Source organism: Paenibacillus sp. LS-5 (genome assembly GCF_056121505.1).
Map to the genome: position 1 here is coordinate 397,276 of NZ_JBWAVA010000004.1, position 16,146 is coordinate 413,421.

General features: G+C 51.6%; 11 protein-coding genes. 4 read left to right on the forward strand and 7 right to left on the reverse strand.

From position 1 onward, the window contains the following. Positions 1–106: 106 nt before the first annotated feature. Positions 107–2,377 carry a glycoside hydrolase family 3 C-terminal domain-containing protein gene (locus tag AC0MA3_RS09340; protein ID WP_474655957.1) on the reverse strand — a complete coding sequence of 757 codons (2,271 nt, stop codon included), beginning with the start codon at positions 2,375–2,377 and terminating at the stop codon, positions 107–109. Between the two features lie 113 nt (positions 2,378–2,490). Between AC0MA3_RS09340 and AC0MA3_RS09345 the strand changes: the two genes are divergently transcribed. Then, positions 2,491–3,765, forward strand: a complete 1,275-nt coding sequence (locus AC0MA3_RS09345) for a helix-turn-helix domain-containing protein (RefSeq protein WP_474655958.1) — start codon at positions 2,491–2,493, stop codon at positions 3,763–3,765. A gap of 34 nt (positions 3,766–3,799) precedes the next feature. Here the strand turns inward: AC0MA3_RS09345 and AC0MA3_RS09350 are convergent, their stop codons facing one another. After that, complete coding sequence (locus AC0MA3_RS09350; protein ID WP_474655959.1) at positions 3,800–4,249, reverse strand: DUF1569 domain-containing protein; 450 nt, start codon at positions 4,247–4,249, stop codon at positions 3,800–3,802. A gap of 325 nt (positions 4,250–4,574) precedes the next feature. Between AC0MA3_RS09350 and AC0MA3_RS09355 the strand changes: the two genes are divergently transcribed. Beyond that, positions 4,575–4,955: a hypothetical protein gene (locus tag AC0MA3_RS09355; protein ID WP_474655960.1), complete on the forward strand. Its 381-nt coding sequence runs from the start codon at positions 4,575–4,577 to the stop codon at positions 4,953–4,955. Positions 4,956–5,083: 128 nt separating this feature from the next. On the opposite strand, the gene AC0MA3_RS09360 is transcribed toward AC0MA3_RS09355, so the two are convergent. Both AC0MA3_RS09360 and AC0MA3_RS09365 read right to left on the reverse strand, forming a co-directional pair. Continuing rightward, a complete protein-coding gene (locus AC0MA3_RS09360) occupies positions 5,084–7,909 on the reverse strand; it encodes a glycoside hydrolase family 3 C-terminal domain-containing protein (protein ID WP_474655961.1) in 2,826 nt (941 codons plus the stop codon). A gap of 142 nt (positions 7,910–8,051) precedes the next feature. After that, the gene (locus AC0MA3_RS09365) at positions 8,052–8,933 is read right to left on the reverse strand and encodes a helix-turn-helix domain-containing protein (protein WP_474655962.1); all 882 of its coding nucleotides are present in this window, start codon (positions 8,931–8,933) and stop codon (positions 8,052–8,054) included. 135 nt (positions 8,934–9,068) lie between these two features. On the opposite strand from AC0MA3_RS09365, the gene AC0MA3_RS09370 reads away from it, so the two are divergent. Both AC0MA3_RS09370 and AC0MA3_RS09375 read left to right on the forward strand, forming a co-directional pair. After that, positions 9,069–10,283: a sugar efflux transporter gene (locus AC0MA3_RS09370; RefSeq protein WP_474655963.1), complete on the forward strand. Its 1,215-nt coding sequence runs from the start codon at positions 9,069–9,071 to the stop codon at positions 10,281–10,283. Positions 10,284–10,298: 15 nt separating this feature from the next. Continuing rightward, positions 10,299–10,703, forward strand: coding sequence for a LytR/AlgR family response regulator transcription factor (locus AC0MA3_RS09375; RefSeq protein WP_474655964.1), 405 nt, complete (start codon positions 10,299–10,301; stop codon positions 10,701–10,703). 155 nt (positions 10,704–10,858) lie between these two features. Here the strand turns inward: AC0MA3_RS09375 and AC0MA3_RS09380 are convergent, their stop codons facing one another. The 3 genes from AC0MA3_RS09380 to AC0MA3_RS09390 all read right to left on the reverse strand — a co-directional run bounded on the left by AC0MA3_RS09380 (position 10,859) and on the right by AC0MA3_RS09390 (position 16,131). Then, on the reverse strand, positions 10,859–13,099 hold the full coding sequence (locus tag AC0MA3_RS09380; RefSeq protein ID WP_474655965.1) for a helix-turn-helix domain-containing protein: 2,241 nt from the start codon (positions 13,097–13,099) through the stop codon (positions 10,859–10,861). Positions 13,100–13,160: 61 nt separating this feature from the next. Further along, positions 13,161–14,345 carry an MFS transporter gene (locus AC0MA3_RS09385; protein WP_474655966.1) on the reverse strand — a complete coding sequence of 395 codons (1,185 nt, stop codon included), beginning with the start codon at positions 14,343–14,345 and terminating at the stop codon, positions 13,161–13,163. Between the two features lie 76 nt (positions 14,346–14,421). Further along, the gene (locus tag AC0MA3_RS09390) at positions 14,422–16,131 is read right to left on the reverse strand and encodes a hypothetical protein (protein WP_474655967.1); all 1,710 of its coding nucleotides are present in this window, start codon (positions 16,129–16,131) and stop codon (positions 14,422–14,424) included. Positions 16,132–16,146: the final 15 nt, after the last annotated feature.

The following is a 16,146-nucleotide window of genomic DNA, read 5'->3' on the forward strand; positions in this document are numbered from 1 at the left end:
TTTTACTCTGCAAGTAAGCCAAAAGACAGCCCCCCCCCGCTCCAGGGCTGCTGTCTTTTGTCATCCATACGAAAGTCTTTGAGGATACTTCACGCTTCAGCTGCCGTTATTTCGCTGCCACCAGCGCATTCAGCTCGCGCAGATCCTTAGCCAGATCCGCCTCGGTATATTTCCCCTGCCCGAATCCGATCATGGCCCGCAGCGGCATATATTTCATCATCGCCAGGAACATATCCGGATTGTCCTCCATCGCACTTTCGAGTCCAAAAATACTGCTGAATTTCTTCGCCGTCTCTGCCGTAAGCGGATTATCCAGCAAATCCCCGACAGTAGTATTCCGGTGAAAGCGTACTGCGATTTCGGTCGTGGAGGACACTTCCAGGGAAGCCGTCAGGCGGATATCACGGGAAGAGGCCCCGATCCCGATCCGGAATGTCCCGCTCTCCACATGCCAATCAGCAAGCTCCACATTGTAATAGGCAAAGGCCCGTTTATTCAGTACAAAAGAAACCTCCCGCGCTTCTCCGGGCTGCAGCTCCACCTTCTGGAAACCCTTCAGCTCCTGCAGCGGACGGATAACGCTGCTCTCCACATCACCTACATAGAGCTGCACAATCTCCTGTCCTGTCCGGTTGCCGGTATTCGTCACGGTTACGCTGACCTTCACAGTTTCCTTATCGCTCAGGCCCGTTTTGTCCAGGATCAGATCACTATACTCGAATTCGGTATAGCTCAGGCCGAAACCGAACGGGAAGAGCGGCTCCAGCTCTTTTTTATCATAATAGCGATAGCCGACGAATAAGCCTTCCTTGTACTCCACCCTGTCCCCTTCACCGGGGAAATTCAGGAACGACGGGTTATCGCTCAGCTTCACCGGGAACGTCTCAGCCAGCTTGCCGCTTGGACTCACCACGCCGAAGAGCAGATCAGCCACCGCACCGCCAAAGGCCTGTCCGCCCAGATAGCCTTCCAGGACTGCCTTCGTCTTGGAGAGCCAAGGCATCTCCACCGGGGATCCGTTGCTAAGGACGATGATCATATTCTCCTGCACCTCTGCCACCGCATCAATAAGCGCAATGTGGCTCGCGGGCAGCGACAGATGACTGCGGTCATAGCCCTCCGACTCGTAGCGGTCAGGCAACCCAAGGAACAACACCGCGACATCCGACTTATCGGCTGTCTCACGCGCTTCACGCAGTAGCTCCCCATTCACCTCATCGCTGCCCAGTTCATAACCCTGCGCATAGTGGAAGCTTGCAGATGCTCCCGCTACAGCCTGCATTTCCGCAAAAGCATCATCCAGCTTCGTCGGATTCACATGCGAGCTTCCGCCGCCCTGATAACGCGGCTTCTTGGCGAATTCACCGATGATGGCAATTTTCCCTTCGCGGGCAAGCGGCAGCAGCCTGTCTTCATTCTTCAGCAGCACCATGCTCTCCCGGGCCACTTCACGCGCAAGCCGGTGGTGTTCCTCGGGATCAAACGAAGCATTTTCTATACGACGCTCTGTCCGTTTGAAAATAAAGCTCAGCAGCCGCTCCACCGCAAGGTCCAGCGTCTCCATGGACAGTTCGCCGCTGTTCACGGCGGCTACGATTTTGGCGTCACCGATTCCGCCGCTTGAAGGCATCTCCAGCTCAAGTCCGGCTTGTAGCGCCTTCACCCGTTCGTTCACCGCTCCCCAATCTGACACCACGAAGCCTTCAAATCCCCATTCATCCCTTAGAATCCGGGTCAGCAGGGTTTCACTTTCCGAAGCGTATTCACCGTTCACCCGGTTGTAGGAGCTCATGACACTCCATGGCTGGCTTTGCTTCACAGCCCCTTCGAAGCTCGCCAGATAAATCTCGCGCAGCGTCCGTTCGTCAATTACGGCATCTGTAGACATTCTGCGGTGCTCCTGGTTGTTAGCGGCAAAATGCTTCAGCGATGTGCCCACGCCCTGGCTCTGAACACCCTGAATATGATTGGCGGCCATCTCCGATGATAAGTAAGGGTCTTCCGAGAAATACTCGAAATTCCGCCCGTTCAGCGGAGAACGCTTGATATTGGTTCCCGGTCCCAGCAGTACGGCCACATCCTCAGCCTGACATTCTGTGCCCAGTGCTTCGCCAACCCTGCGGATCAGCTCACGGTTCCAGGAAGAAGCAAGTCCTGCCGCTGAAGGAAAACATGTAGCAGGCACACTGTTATGGAGACCCAGATGATCGGCGCTCTCTGCCTGCTTGCGCAGTCCATGCGGCCCATCGGTCATCATCAGAGAAGGAATACCCAGCCGTTCAATGCCTTTCGTATGCCAGAAATCCAGCCCCGAACAGAGTCCAGCCTTCTCTTCAAGCGTCATTTGCGATATGAGGTGGTGAATGTCAGTTGTCATCATATGCCTCCTTGAAAGTGCTTTCTTATTTCTCATTCTAATATACTTCCCGGCAGATTTATGGCAAAATCATTGTATTATTGGTATTTTCATTAGGTGTGAGGTGAGGGAATATGCTTGATCAATTAGAGATATTTGAACGGATTCCTTATATCTGCGGACTGCTGTACGAGGCTTACCGGATACCGGTCGTTTGGCTGAATGCAGAGGGCGAAACGGCGCTGGCACTGCCGCAGTCATACCAAGGCCGGCCTTCGGCTGAAGACAGCCAAGGACTGCCGGCTGAAGTACTGGGACAAGTTAAGGTTGCTGCGAACTTCGGGAATGATGCAAGGACTGTTGTTTTTCCGCTTATCTGTACAACGGCCTACCTGGAGAATTTCATCTTACTTCAGTTATCGGGAGTGGCAGAGCAGGCGGGAACCATCTTGATCGGCCCCTCGCTGTATACGACCATCAATGAAGAAACGGCGGCGAGTCTCCTGCGGGACCACAATATTCCCTCCGGACAGCTGGAGGTGTGGCTTCAGTATTACAGTGCGCTTCCCGTACTAGACAGGATGCGTCTGTATCATGCGGCCATACTGCTGTACACACTGGTGACCGGGCTAGCCTTATCCATCAGCGAACTGCTGCTGAATTCCCTGGAGCTTCAGCCTGCACAGCTGGAGGGCGGCGCACCTGATCTGGCTCTGTCCTACCGCCGGGAAAATACCTGGCTGCACCATGATCCAGGCCAGGAGCGCGAGCTCTTCAGACATATCCGTAACGGAGACAAGGAAGGGCTGCTGCAGACGCATGCGGGTTTCCGCGAAGATCAGTATGGACTACTCTCTAAGAAAAGCCAGCTGCGCAGCAAAAAGAATCTCGCCATCACCTCCATTACCCTGGCGACACGCGCGGCCATGGACGGAGGACTGTTCTGGGAGATTGCCTACACGCTTAGCGATTTTCATATCCAGCACATCGAAGAGCTGAGAGATATTCCAGCGGTGGAACGGGCCCAGCTTGCGGCCCTGTGTGATTTCGCCGATCATGTGAAGAATAACCGCAGATCCAAGCTATCCCGGACTTCTGCGCTGTGCCAGAACTATATCTTCAACCATTTATATGAGGAGCTTACACTCGGCAAGCTTGCAGATGTTGTAGGGCTTAATGCCAGCTACCTGTCCCAGCAGTTCAAGAAGGATACAGGCCTAGCCGTCAGCGATTATATTCAGCGGGAACGGATCGAGGAAGCCAAACGTCTGATGGATCTGCCGGGCATCACCCTCTCGGATATCGCAACCCGACTGCATTTCAACGACCAGAGCTATTTTACCAAAGTGTTCAAGAAATATACGGGGATGACTCCGAGGCAGTTCAGGCAGGACCGGGGGGAAAGCTGATATAGATGAATTGTAGACATATGTAGTGCGAAATTCATGTGCCAAACTGATTTAAGTGATGGCTTAGGTGCTTATACAATCCTTTTCCCCATTGCTCAGGAGTCAGTTTCCCAAAAAAAGGATGTGGGTGGGAGGTGCATTTTTCCGGGCCATTGCTCTGGAATGTTATAATTTTTTGTTTTAGTTTTTCTTTTTCTATTTCAAATTCTTTTTCTTCTACAATCAAAATTGTAGGAATAGTGGACATGTTGCGGGCAAGCGGCTTGTCATTAAAAAAGATTGGTTTCACAAACGTTCCAATTAATACGCCTAACCAACCTCTTGGAGGAAAGGTATTTCCCATTGCAATGTCGTGGAACGATGAGCAATGAGCTAGCATTTGGGCGACATTCATCTTACCCCATTGAGGGCGTGAATTGGGACTCAATTTGTCTATTCGGTTCAAGATCTCCGCTGTGTCCGTTTGATTAAAGATATTTTTCATAACAGCCTCCTTTTAATTTAATGTCTAAAAATTGAATGGCTTGATAGTTTCTAAGCTAATCTTACCAGATATTCACATACTCAGTTTCTTCGGGATTGCTCATTTTTTTACTGCCCGCCTCTTGTAAATATCAATATTCGCAAAACGCTGCTTCCTGTCTAATCCTTTTTTTCTCAGTCTAATAATATATTCCCCACCAACACCGCACACTGTTCACCCAGTTATTGTACCCTGTCTGCCACACTCTCCGCGCAAGGCAGAGGAATATTTGCAATATTATGGTACAATCCTGGTAAGGAGCATGTAAATTTTAGGAGGGATAGGTTTGGGTATTGGTATTATTTTTGTTGTAGTGTTCTTCTACATCGTCTCAAAAGCCATTATGAAAGATAACAACAATAAACGCGGGAACAGAGGAAAGGACAGAAATAACTCTGCAGACAGTTTCTTCTTCAACGGTACCGGTATGGACCTTACCCCTGAAGACAGCCACAATAAACATCATTCCGGCAATCATCACGACGGGGGCAACGGTAACAGCAGCCACAACCATCATAACCACGGCGGTAGCAGCTGGGGCGGAGGTCATGGCAGCCACGGCGGCTGGGATGGCGGCGGTCATAGCGGGGGTCACGACAGCGGCGGCGGTGGTGGAGACTCCGGCGGTGGCGGCGGAGATGGCGGCGGTGGCGGTGGCGGAGACTGAAGCCACATAGATCTTAAGAACCCGCTGGCGCAGCGATGCAGCCGGCGGGTTCTTTTTAGGCTAATCCGACATGCCAAAAACCCCGCATCCTGATTCATCAGAAGTTACGGGGCCATTGATGTGTTATTCTATGCGCTAAAATGGAAACGGCTCAGCAGTACCTCGCCGCTAAAGATCAGATACACGTCCGTGTTTCCAGCTTCAATGCTTACTGGAACGGACAGGCTTTCCCACTCCTGAAGGTTACTGCCTGCCGGAATCACCAGCGTAGCTGCCAATTTCCCCACAGGACCTCCGGTTCTAATCTCCACACTGCCGCCCTTGGCAGAAGATACCAGACCCTGGAACTCAGCTGCACCCTGTGCAAACGTTGCATCCTTAAAGGCAATCCAGGCTCCGTCCGCTGTAGGGTGAATGGATGCCCCGCCCGCCTTGCATTCGTCCAGGAACACTTTTTCATAGTCATCGTAGTTCTCGGCTTTGACTGTATGATACAGGTCACGCGGCGGAACCGTTTCGCCCTGTACTTGCACGCGTCCGGTCAGCTGAATGTCCCCCGAGGAACGGCCGATTAAGATTTCGTATTCACCGGTTTCCACACAATATTGCTCCCGCGTTACATCCCAGAAAGCGAGCTCAGCCACTGGTAAAGTGAATGTTACTGTCTGTGTTTGTCCGGCGGCAAGATGAATCTTCTCGAAACCCTTAAGCTGTTTCAGGGGGCGCTTCACCCGGGAGGACAAGGCATGAACGTAGAACTGAACTACCTCATCACTTGCTACGGAACCTGTATTCTCAACGTCTACCGTCAGCTCAATCGCTCCATCCTGCTTCAAAAGCTCCTCCGCCAGCGTAAGCTTACGGTATGCCACCTGAGCATAACTTAAGCCATGGCCGAACGGATACAGCGGTTCACCGTCAAAGTACATGTAGGTTCTTTTCCCTTTGATAATATCGTAATCCATCAGATCAGGAAGCTGATCCACGGAACGGTACCAGGTCATGTTGAGCTTGCCTGACGGACTGTAGTCACCGAACAGAACATCTGCCACCGCATTGCCGAGCTCCTGCCCGCTGTGGGAGGTATACAGAATTGCCGGAATATTCTCATCCATCCATGTCGAAGAGATCGGGTAGCTGCCTACAATTACTACTACAGTATTAGGATTAGCTTCGTATACCGCCTTGACCAGACGTTCCTGCTCTTCTGGAAGCACAATATCCGGTCTGTCTATTTCTTCTTTGCCGTTCAAAAGCGGATGATTGCCGACGAACACGACTGCGACCTCAGCGGATTTGGCAGCTTGGACCGCCGCATCCACGCCATTTACAATAACGGTCTTGTTGAATTTCCGAGCTTCGGCAGCGGCATCCTGATCACCAACCTGGAGTGTGCCATCCTCTGAATTAATGGAGATCAGCTTGTCATTCCACGTGCGCAGACTCACAGCTCCTCCGTCTTCCGGCACCAGATTCAGCGATTCCTTCACGTACCAGCCATAGATTTCTTCAGCAGAAGCTGCCAAGGTATCCGAGTCGTTCAGTGTAACATATTGTCCCCGGCTGGTTGCTTCCAGCGTATGGGCAGCCCAGCCCCAGGCCGTATGACGGAACATTTCCCCACGTTCAGGTACGTCATGCATTACAGCCAATCTTCCGTCTTCACCAGTCATTCCCACAGCCTTACCACTTGCTGCTGAAGTCAGGATAATGCGGTCATCCCCGCTCTCAAAAGCAACCTGCTTCCCGGCCAGCTTCTTCGTTACACCCTGCAGCGGGGTCACGCCATAAGCCAACGTACCAGAATACCAGTCTCTGAAAGCTTCATCCGCCAGTGGCCCGATGAGCGCAACCTTGGACAGCTCCGTCTTGCGGAGTGGAAGGGTATTATTGTTATTCTTCAGCAGCACGATGGACTGCTTCGCTGCCTCCAGGGACAGCTCACTGTGTTTCTTGCTGAGAATCACACTATCATCGATAGCTGCATACGGATTACCTTCCTCCGGATCGAACTCACCCAGACGGAAACGGACGCGGAACGTGTTGAAAAGCGCACGGTCCAGATCCTCCTCGGTCAGCAGCCCTTCATTCAGTGCCTGATGAATAACCTTGATAGTCTCTTCTGTTTCTTCAGTTACACTGTCGATGCCGTTCTTGATGGATTCGGCCATGGATTGTGCGAACGATTCATAATACTTATGATCCTTCACAATTCCGAACAAATCTCCGGCATCGCTTACAATAAAGCCGTCCATTTCCCATTCGCCCTTCACAATCTCCATGACTGCCGGATGCAGGATCACTGGAACACCGTTCACCGAGTTGTAAGCTGTCATCATCGACTGCGCGCCGCCTTCCTTGAAGGCAGGCTTGAAGGCTTCCAGATAATACTCGCGCATATTGCGCGGATCAATGCTGGAGGAAGCCACTCCCCGGTCAATCTCATTGTTATTGCCCAGGAAATGCTTAAGCGTTGCTACCGCTTTCAGATACTTGGGATGATCCCCTTGAATCCCCTTCACCAGCGAGGTGCTTAGACGGCCGGTCAGTTTCGGATCTTCGCCATAAGCTTCTTCCGTTCTGCCCCAGCGCGGATCCCGCTCCATATCCACTGTAGGCGCCCACAGGGTCAGGCCGTTCACTGTCGGATTTTTTTTGTAAAATGCTCTGGCTTCATCGCCGATCGCTTCACCGATTTTTTGCAGCAGCTCCGGGTTCCAGGTACAGGCCAGGCCGCTCGGCTGCGGAAAAGAGGTCGCTTTGCCCAACCAAGAAATCCCATGTGCCCCTTCCGTACCATGCTTATAGCCGCCTACTCCTAAGCGTTCGATAGCTGCTTGATATTGAGGCATCAGGCTTACCTTCTCATCCAGCGTTAATCTGGAGAGCAGATCCTGAACACGTTCATTCAGCTGCAATTCAATTTGTTGAAAGGGTAATGTTGCGGTTTCCATTGAGAAGACACTCCTTTTAATCTTTATGATAACGGTTTCAACTATCTTTCCAATCATAAAAGATTCCCGCCGGAAGCAACACCTGAATAATTGACAGAAAAATCAGTTCATAATTAGAGATTCAGGAGGAGGATCAGCACCCTCAAGTCGACAAAAACTTCCGCGCATCCGCCGAGAGGCCGGAGAAGTTCTGATCCCCGCTGGTGATGACATAAGTGCCTTCCAGAATAGACTCCGGCGGGCGGTTCCGCACCTCTTTGGGTGTGAGGCCGTATCTGGCCTTGAACACTTTGTGAAAATAGGAGTACGTGCCGAACCCGCAGCTTCCGGCAATATTTTCCAGTCCCAAGTCGGTATAACGGATGCGCTCCAGAGCATTGGACAACCTGATTTCCTGGGTGTAATGAATAATCGTATACCCCGTCAGCTTTTTAAAAAGATGCACAGCACGGGAGACACTAAGTCCGGCCGCCGCTGCAACCTCTTCCACCCGGAGTGGACGCAGGGCATGCTCGTTGATATACCGCTGCATCAGCAGCACCATTTCATTGGAACGCACCAGCGGGTCCTGACGGGAAACAGCCTCCTCCGAGAGTCGGTCGAGCGATAAACATAAGGCACATAGCAGATGCCGGATCAGCTCGGGGTTACCCTGCACGATCCGGTGCTGTTCGATGCTCAGTTGCTGCCACAAGGAGAGCATTCCGGCATCCAGATGAATCCGCTGCTGGATCGGGCGGGTCCGGTCCTTCCACCACTGTTCAATCCACGAGCCTTCGCAGAGCAGATAATAATCCCCGCTTTCAATCTTCCCGTCCATGGCCTCCACCTCTAGATGATAAAGTTCACCAGGAGGATAGATCAGCAGATCTCCAGGCTCAACGATTCTCATTTTCCCCTGGATCAGCGCTCTGCAGCTGCCCATCACCTGCAGCCGAAGCAGGAAAAAAGGTGGTGGTGTAAAGGAGGTTTTGAACGGAAGGGTATGAAAAGAGTACGCGCAGGCATGCAGCTTCAAGTCCATATTCACACCGTCCCAGCCAAATAGTAGAGGTTTTCGAGCAGATAAAACATTCTTTAATCATCAACAATTAACTATACTATAACCAAATGAAAGATAAAGCTGCAAGCTGATTCTGAAGGAGACGTTCCCGCCCCTATGTTGAACCGAACACGCAATCTTTTCCTAATTTCAGGCTATCCTGTATTTTTGATCTGCATGATGCTGCAGGGGATGGCTATATCCATTAGCTCCCCATTTTTGGCTGTTTATTTCACAACAAAGCTGGGTGTATCGGCAGCTACGTTTGGTGTTTTCACGGCAATAACGATCATAAGCGGCGTATGGCTCAGTATGTCGATTGCCAAACGCTCGGATAGCGGGCTGAACCGCAAAAAGCTGATGGTCACCGCCATGTTTTTCAATGCGCTCGCTTTTTCCGGCTACCTCTTCATCCATGAGTTTTATGGACTGCTGCTGTTTATGACCGTATTCACGGCACTCGGTGCCCCGGCCATGCCTCAGCTCTTCGCAAGTGCACGGGAGGCTGTCAATGCCAGCAAGTCCGCTGATCATGCCTTAGCCAATTCGACGCTTCGTTCGATGTTTTCACTGGGTTTTATCGTCGGCCCGCTGGTAGGCTCCGTTCTGATCCATTATTTCGGGTTCCAGGGCATCTTCACGAGTACGACACTGATTTTTATTCTAAATGCCATGCTAGCTCTATTCTTCATAAAAGCTCCCGCCGTTCCGGCAAAAACCGTCAGCCTGAAGTCTACGCCCGTTAGACTCCATCAGAACCCCCGGGTCCTGGTTCCATTTCTGGTGCTGACGCTGCTATATTCCGGGCACTGGATCAACAACCTGAATATTTCCCTGTTCATCACGGGGACGCTTGGCGGAGATATGCAGAATGTCGCATCGGTATCCAGTATTTGTGCACTGCTTGAGATTCCTCTGATGCTTGTACTGGGGTTACTGTCTGCCAAATATTCCGCCCGGCTGCTGATGGTCTGGGGGATTGTGCTGGGTGCGGCTTATTACATTGTCGTGCTGTTCTCCACTTCTCTGTGGCAAATCCTTGCCGGACAGGTGCTACTGGCCTTCTTCGTTGCTGTTATCTCCGCCATCGGCATCAGCTATATTCAGGATTTGCTTCCTGATTTGCCGGGCTATGCTTCAACACTGTACACGAACTCTACGACGATTGGCAGACTACTGGGAAGTCTCGCGGGGGGCGCAGCTGCACAGTGGTTCGGATACCGGAATGCCTATTGGGTATGTCTGCTGCTGGGCTTATTCTCTCTTGTCTTGCTCGCACTTCCCCAGCGTTTGGCCGCAGAAGAGGGCGCTCACTCTACCAGCATCACATAACAGGAGGAATCTGCGATGAAAATCATACTTGTTGACGACAGCCCCCATGTGCGCAGAGAGCTTAAGCTATTGCTGGAGCAACTGCCCTTTGAATATGAGGCCATTCTGGAAGCCGCCTGTGATTCAGAGGCGCTCCGGCTAATCGAAAGGCATAGACCGGATCTTATTGTCACGGATGCCAAGCTGCTGATCAGCGAAGCAGGGGCGATAGATCGTATAAATGCAGGTCAGACTTATGGCAAAATCATTGTGACCAGCAGCCACGAGTTTGTCCTGGATGCCTTCTGCAAAGGCGGTATGGATATCCTGCTCAAGCCTGTTATCAAGGAAGAGCTATTGTATGTATTGCTTAGAGCGGCGGAGGTCACGGGGCAAGAGGGCATGTATAGTGAGCAGCCGGGGGTTGCTCCGGCAGGCTAATTGTTCTGGGAAGAAAGTGACTACGTGAAGAAGAACTCCGCGTGAGATTCCTTGGACATCTCCAATAAAACAACTCTAATACGCCAAACGGCGGTTCTCCCTCACCGGAGAACCGCCGTTCTACTGAATTTTTGCATACTCTGCAATAATTAGAACTATTCCTCATGCCCGCCGGGCTTCATCTTCAGCTTGCGGTAATCCCCCGGAGTCACACCGACAATCCGTTTGAATACCCGGCCAAAGGTGATGGAGTTGGCATAACCCAGCTTTTGTCCGATATCCTGCAGATTGTCACTGGTCGTGGCGAGCAGATATTCTGCCCGCTGCATCCGCAGCTGGGTCAGAAAATCTACAAACTTCATGTCAAACTCCTCTTTGAACAGGTGGCTCGCATATTTGCCTGAAATCTGGAACCGGTCGCTCAGATGCTTGAGCGATAAGTCCGGATTGTCAAAATTCTCTTCTATATATACCTTCATCTCGCTGATCATTGCACGGTAGCTTTTGGACTCATTGACCGATACATAGATGCGGTATATCTCCGCGAGCCATTTCAGCATGACATCATGAACCTGTCTCAATGTCGTTCCCGCTTCGATTTCGCTGTAATATCCCTGCAGACTTGGCTCGCTGAAGATTCTTTTCAGACTGTCCGAGAGTTGCCCCAGCTCACGGTCAAGCATTTGGATCAGGGTGTGGAGCAGCATATGAATTTCTTCGTCCTTCACCTGATCCTCGCTGAACCAGACGAACAATTCATCCAGCCTCTGCCGCCAATTCTCGTCCGCGATACGGAATTCCCGTACAATCTCACCCAGCATTTGCAGATATTTATAGGACTGCAGCGTGGACCGGTCCGGCAGATTATCACTAAGTACAACCCTATCCTTACCAAGCGACAGCTTGTGCTGCAGCGCCATGTCCGCTGCAGCGGAGGACTTGGGAATCCCCCCCAGTTCATCTACCACAGGACCGATTCCAATAGCCAGCGAGAGTCCCAGATTGTCACTCACCCATCGCAAGCAGCGCTCCGCCAGGTTCCGCAATTGGGACTTATTGATCGGGGAATTCCCGCTGGAGCCGACCATCAGCCCAATCCGGTTGCCGCTGACCCATTCACCCCAGCCCTCCAGGCCTTCTTCTCCCGCGAGCTCCTGAAACAGATTCATCAGTGTCAGCTTGAGCAGATTCTGATCCTTGGCAGGATATTTATTGCGGAAATCTTCATAGTGGTTAATCTCTGCTGCAATATAGGAAAATTGCAAGGAAGCTCCGGTGAACGGGCTGAAGCGTTCCAGCCGATCCTCCAAGGAGGCAATCCGTTCCCCCTCCAGCAGATCCAGGAACAGCTGACGGCGCTGGACCAGCAGATTCTCATCATGCTGTTTTTGATAATCCATAGTTTGATGGATCAGGGTTTCGAGCGCCTGGTCAATCATTACCAGTTCGTTCCTTGAGGTGACATCCATGCCTTCTTCACGGAACTGCAGCGCCTGAATCCGGTTCATCATCGCCTGGATCGGACGATAATTTTTGCGGGTAATGTACAGAATGTATAATGTCCCCAGCACCACAGTCAGAATGCCGATGATGATCCAGGTATACGAGACCACCGACATCCAGGCGAACAGCTCACCGGCAAGAATGCCGCTTTCGAAGGTCCAGCCCACATTGCCGGCAGGAATCCGGGTGAGGACACTGCTGCTCGGGATTTCTTTTTCCCCGTGAGCTGAATAGACAAGCTGTCCTTGATCATTGACCACGCGCATGAAAGACACCTTGCTGTTCGTCATCTCATCGATCATCCGTTCGATCCGGTACATGCTTAGATTGACTACGATGACACCCTCAGAGCCGAAAGGAAGCGGCAGCTGCTTGTACATACTGATGACCTCCGAGGCAGGGTCGGAGCTGAACAACCGCTGGCTGCGCACATCACTCCACTTACCGGTACCTGTCCGGGTCAGTGCCTGCTCCAGATAATCCCGGTCTGTAAATACATCGCTGTCCACCAGCCCGTTCAAAGTCAGCACTTTCCGGTCAAACTTCCGGTAAATATAGATGGAATCGATCAGTTGATTCCGGTAGATCAAACCCTGCATATCCTTCACGGTATTATACAGCCGGGTCCGGTCTCCCTGATCGCTCATCCCGCTTAGATAATCCCCGTAATCATGATTAGTCTCCATCTCTTGCAGCACAGCCAGTTCTACTTCGCTTAAGGCATTCTGTACGGAATCCACAACGTAGCCTGTAGAGATACGGTTGGCCTTTTCGGTCTCACTGCGTGAAAGCTCGCCTACAATGAGAAAGGAGAGAAAGATGAGAATCGATACGGTCAGCAGAAATATGGGGAAGTAAGAGAACATCATCCTGCTGGACCAATTCCGCTTCATATGAACCCCCCCCGCTCCTCTTAACTTGAATACCCGAGAGATGCGCAAGGAGCTTGGCCATTTACAAGTTCGGTGACATTCTCGCCATTCTGTTAATCCAATATAACATGCCTGCCCCGATTAATGCACTGGCAGTGCAGGCCAGATACATCACCTGTGGTCCGCCTGCACTATACAAATAACCGTTCAGCAGATTACCCACAATTCCCCCAAGACCTGAAAAGACCATATTAAAAATACTTTGCCCGGTAGCCTGCATCTTCTTACCCGCAGCGTTCGCCACATATTCAACCGCAGCGACATAGAACAAGCCAAAGGACAAGCCGTGCAGCACTTGAATACCAACCATTACCGCAGGAATGGGGAACAGCCATTGAATCGCCCACCGCAATGCGTAGAAAAAAGCAGCCAGGAGCAAAGTGCGTTCATACCCGATTCTACGGAGAATTTTGGCGGCAAGCAGCATGGAGGGGATATTGGTTAAGGAAGCCAGCAGGAGTGCTGTACCCACCATCGAATAGCTGCCTCCGGCATCCTGAAAGGCCAGGACAAAAAAGGAATTATAGGCGGTAAGCGTCTGATTGACAAAAAAACAGGCCACCAGAAACATCACGAACAGTCGATTCCCCAGCAGTTCCTTAAGTCCCTGGGATAATGAAATCGTGGTCGCATTGCTCTCTGTGGTGCTCGGCAAGCTCAACACCGTCACAGCGCTCGCGAGGCTGAGAACCAGAAATGGCATCCACAGCTGTGTAATCCCGAACTTCGACAGATAGAACCCTGCAGCATAACCTCCCAGCGCTGTGCCCAGACTGCCCATCATGCGGATCGAACCATAGGAGGTCCGTGCCTTCCGCGCTGCCGACACGGCATAGGAATCGGCAACCGGGCTTTGCGTGGCCTGAAAGACTATGGTTAGGATATATACCATCACAATGACCATAAAATACTTGAAGCCATAAAAAAATGAAAGACAAGCCGGTACGGATATACTAAGAATAAGCACTAACTTCGTCTGGCGGTAGCGGTCTACCAGCATACCCCAGACGGGCTGCACCAGAATGGATAATAGCGTTCCAATCGACATCAGTGCTCCCACTACATTAGCCCCAATCCCCTGATGAACAAACAGTGTTGTCAAATAGGGGTTAAACAAGCCACCCGCGAGGCCTGACAACAAATACACCATACGGAGCTTAATCAGCTCCATTCTGGCTTCCAAAGGTATTATCGCCGCATTCTCCATGTTGCATTCTTCCTTTATAATAGGTTGTTAACGAAAGATAGACCTCCCGCCTGGCTTGAGGTCTATCCTGATAAATCTATAAAGTGAGGGGGTCCAGCTGCAGCGTGAAATTCATACGCGCTTTCCCGTCTTGCGGACGGTGCAAATAGATAATCTCCAGCAGCGTCCCTTCTTCATTCCAGCAGATTTCCGGTTCCGGAGCGGCGGCAGATACCTTGCATGCCAGATTAGGCAGAGTCCAGATTGCAGAGGTGATCTCGGACGAATCAGGAGACAATCCAGGTCCGCTAATCTCGAAGTACACCTCGATCTCCACGTCTGTATCCAGTTGAACATCAATAGCGAGCCAATCCTTTTGAACCTTCGCCTCAAAAATCATTCCCCGCAAATGACTGTTCCAGCTTTTTCCCTTCTCCCGCCGCAGCAGACGCAGGTAGCATTTCTCCCCGTCAGCATTCACCCAGTGGATCGTCGCCGGATGCATCTGTCCGTTCGTGTTCCGGCTGCCGGACATCGCTCCAATCATCCGCTTGCTTTCAATCCATGCTGCTGCAGTGCACAAATGGCTGTTCTCCCCGGGTTGATCCCGTTCACAGAGCTCCCGGAACTGTCTTTCGGTTCGGCGGTCTCCGGCATGCACCCTGAACTGCGGCAGCAATACTTCAGGCAGATCCACACCTACGAGTGCAATCAGCGGGTCATGGCTGGTCTCGCAGTTCACCGCGGTCATATATTCATAGCTCTTGCCCAAGGCCAGATACAGAAAAACACCGATAGAGCTGTGGCCGATCATTTCCATTTCATAGGCCCGGGCGAAGGGCCCGGACAGATTCTCCAGATTCGGATTATAGAACTGGGCGATATTTGCCCAGAGTCCATGCTCAAGCTTACTTCCAGTCTCCCGGATGCCGGGAGTCTTGCCATACACTCTCCACATTCCCAGCACGGTCAAATCGACACCGTAATAAGTAGTAGTATTGAACTCTGACAGCGAGCCGAATTCCTCATAGGCTGCCAGCATTTCCGCCGCCTGCCGGTCTGCATGATCCATCCAGGAAGCATCGGCAAAGCGGTAACCGTAATAGTGCGTGATGAATATATGCATAAGCACGATATTGGAGTTCATGGGAATGGCATCGGAGAACCGGCGGTCGATTGAAGCACCCACAGCTTTCCGCATCGAGTCATCCATCTGGCGGACCAAGGCCTCCGGCATCCGGGCTCCGAATTCATCCAGAATAACCGCAAAGGTGCAGGCAATGAACTCACGCCAGTTGGGGTCATAGCTTTTCCATACCGGCGGCAGCACCTCATCTACCGCACAACGCAAGGCATTCCTAATCATCTTGTCATCCATACCTGTCTCTGTCATATCCACTTGCCGGGCCAGCTGGCCGGTTAGTTTCTTGCCGACCTTCTCTACCGTCTCACTGAGAAAAAAGGCGAAGCCTGGCGCGAACTTTTTCCAGTCATAGTTGCCTGCAGGGGGTGAACCCGCCTCGGGTGAAGTACGGAAGGTACCATGGTAAATTTCATCCGGGTAGTCAAACTGCAGATCCATCACCCGTTCCAGCACACGGTATGCCCGTTCAGCATCACCAGATGCATTTCGGATCAGCAGAGCCAGTGCATAATGTCCGCTGCTGCGGGTATTGTGTCTGTCCGGCTTTTCTTCGTCCCGGAGCAGTTCCATCACTCCATCATAGAGCGGGTCCATCATTTCAAGAGATTGAACCAGCAGGAACCGCTGCTGATCGCTAAGCCGTTCGATCATTGCCTGAGTCATATTGTAATCCTCCTT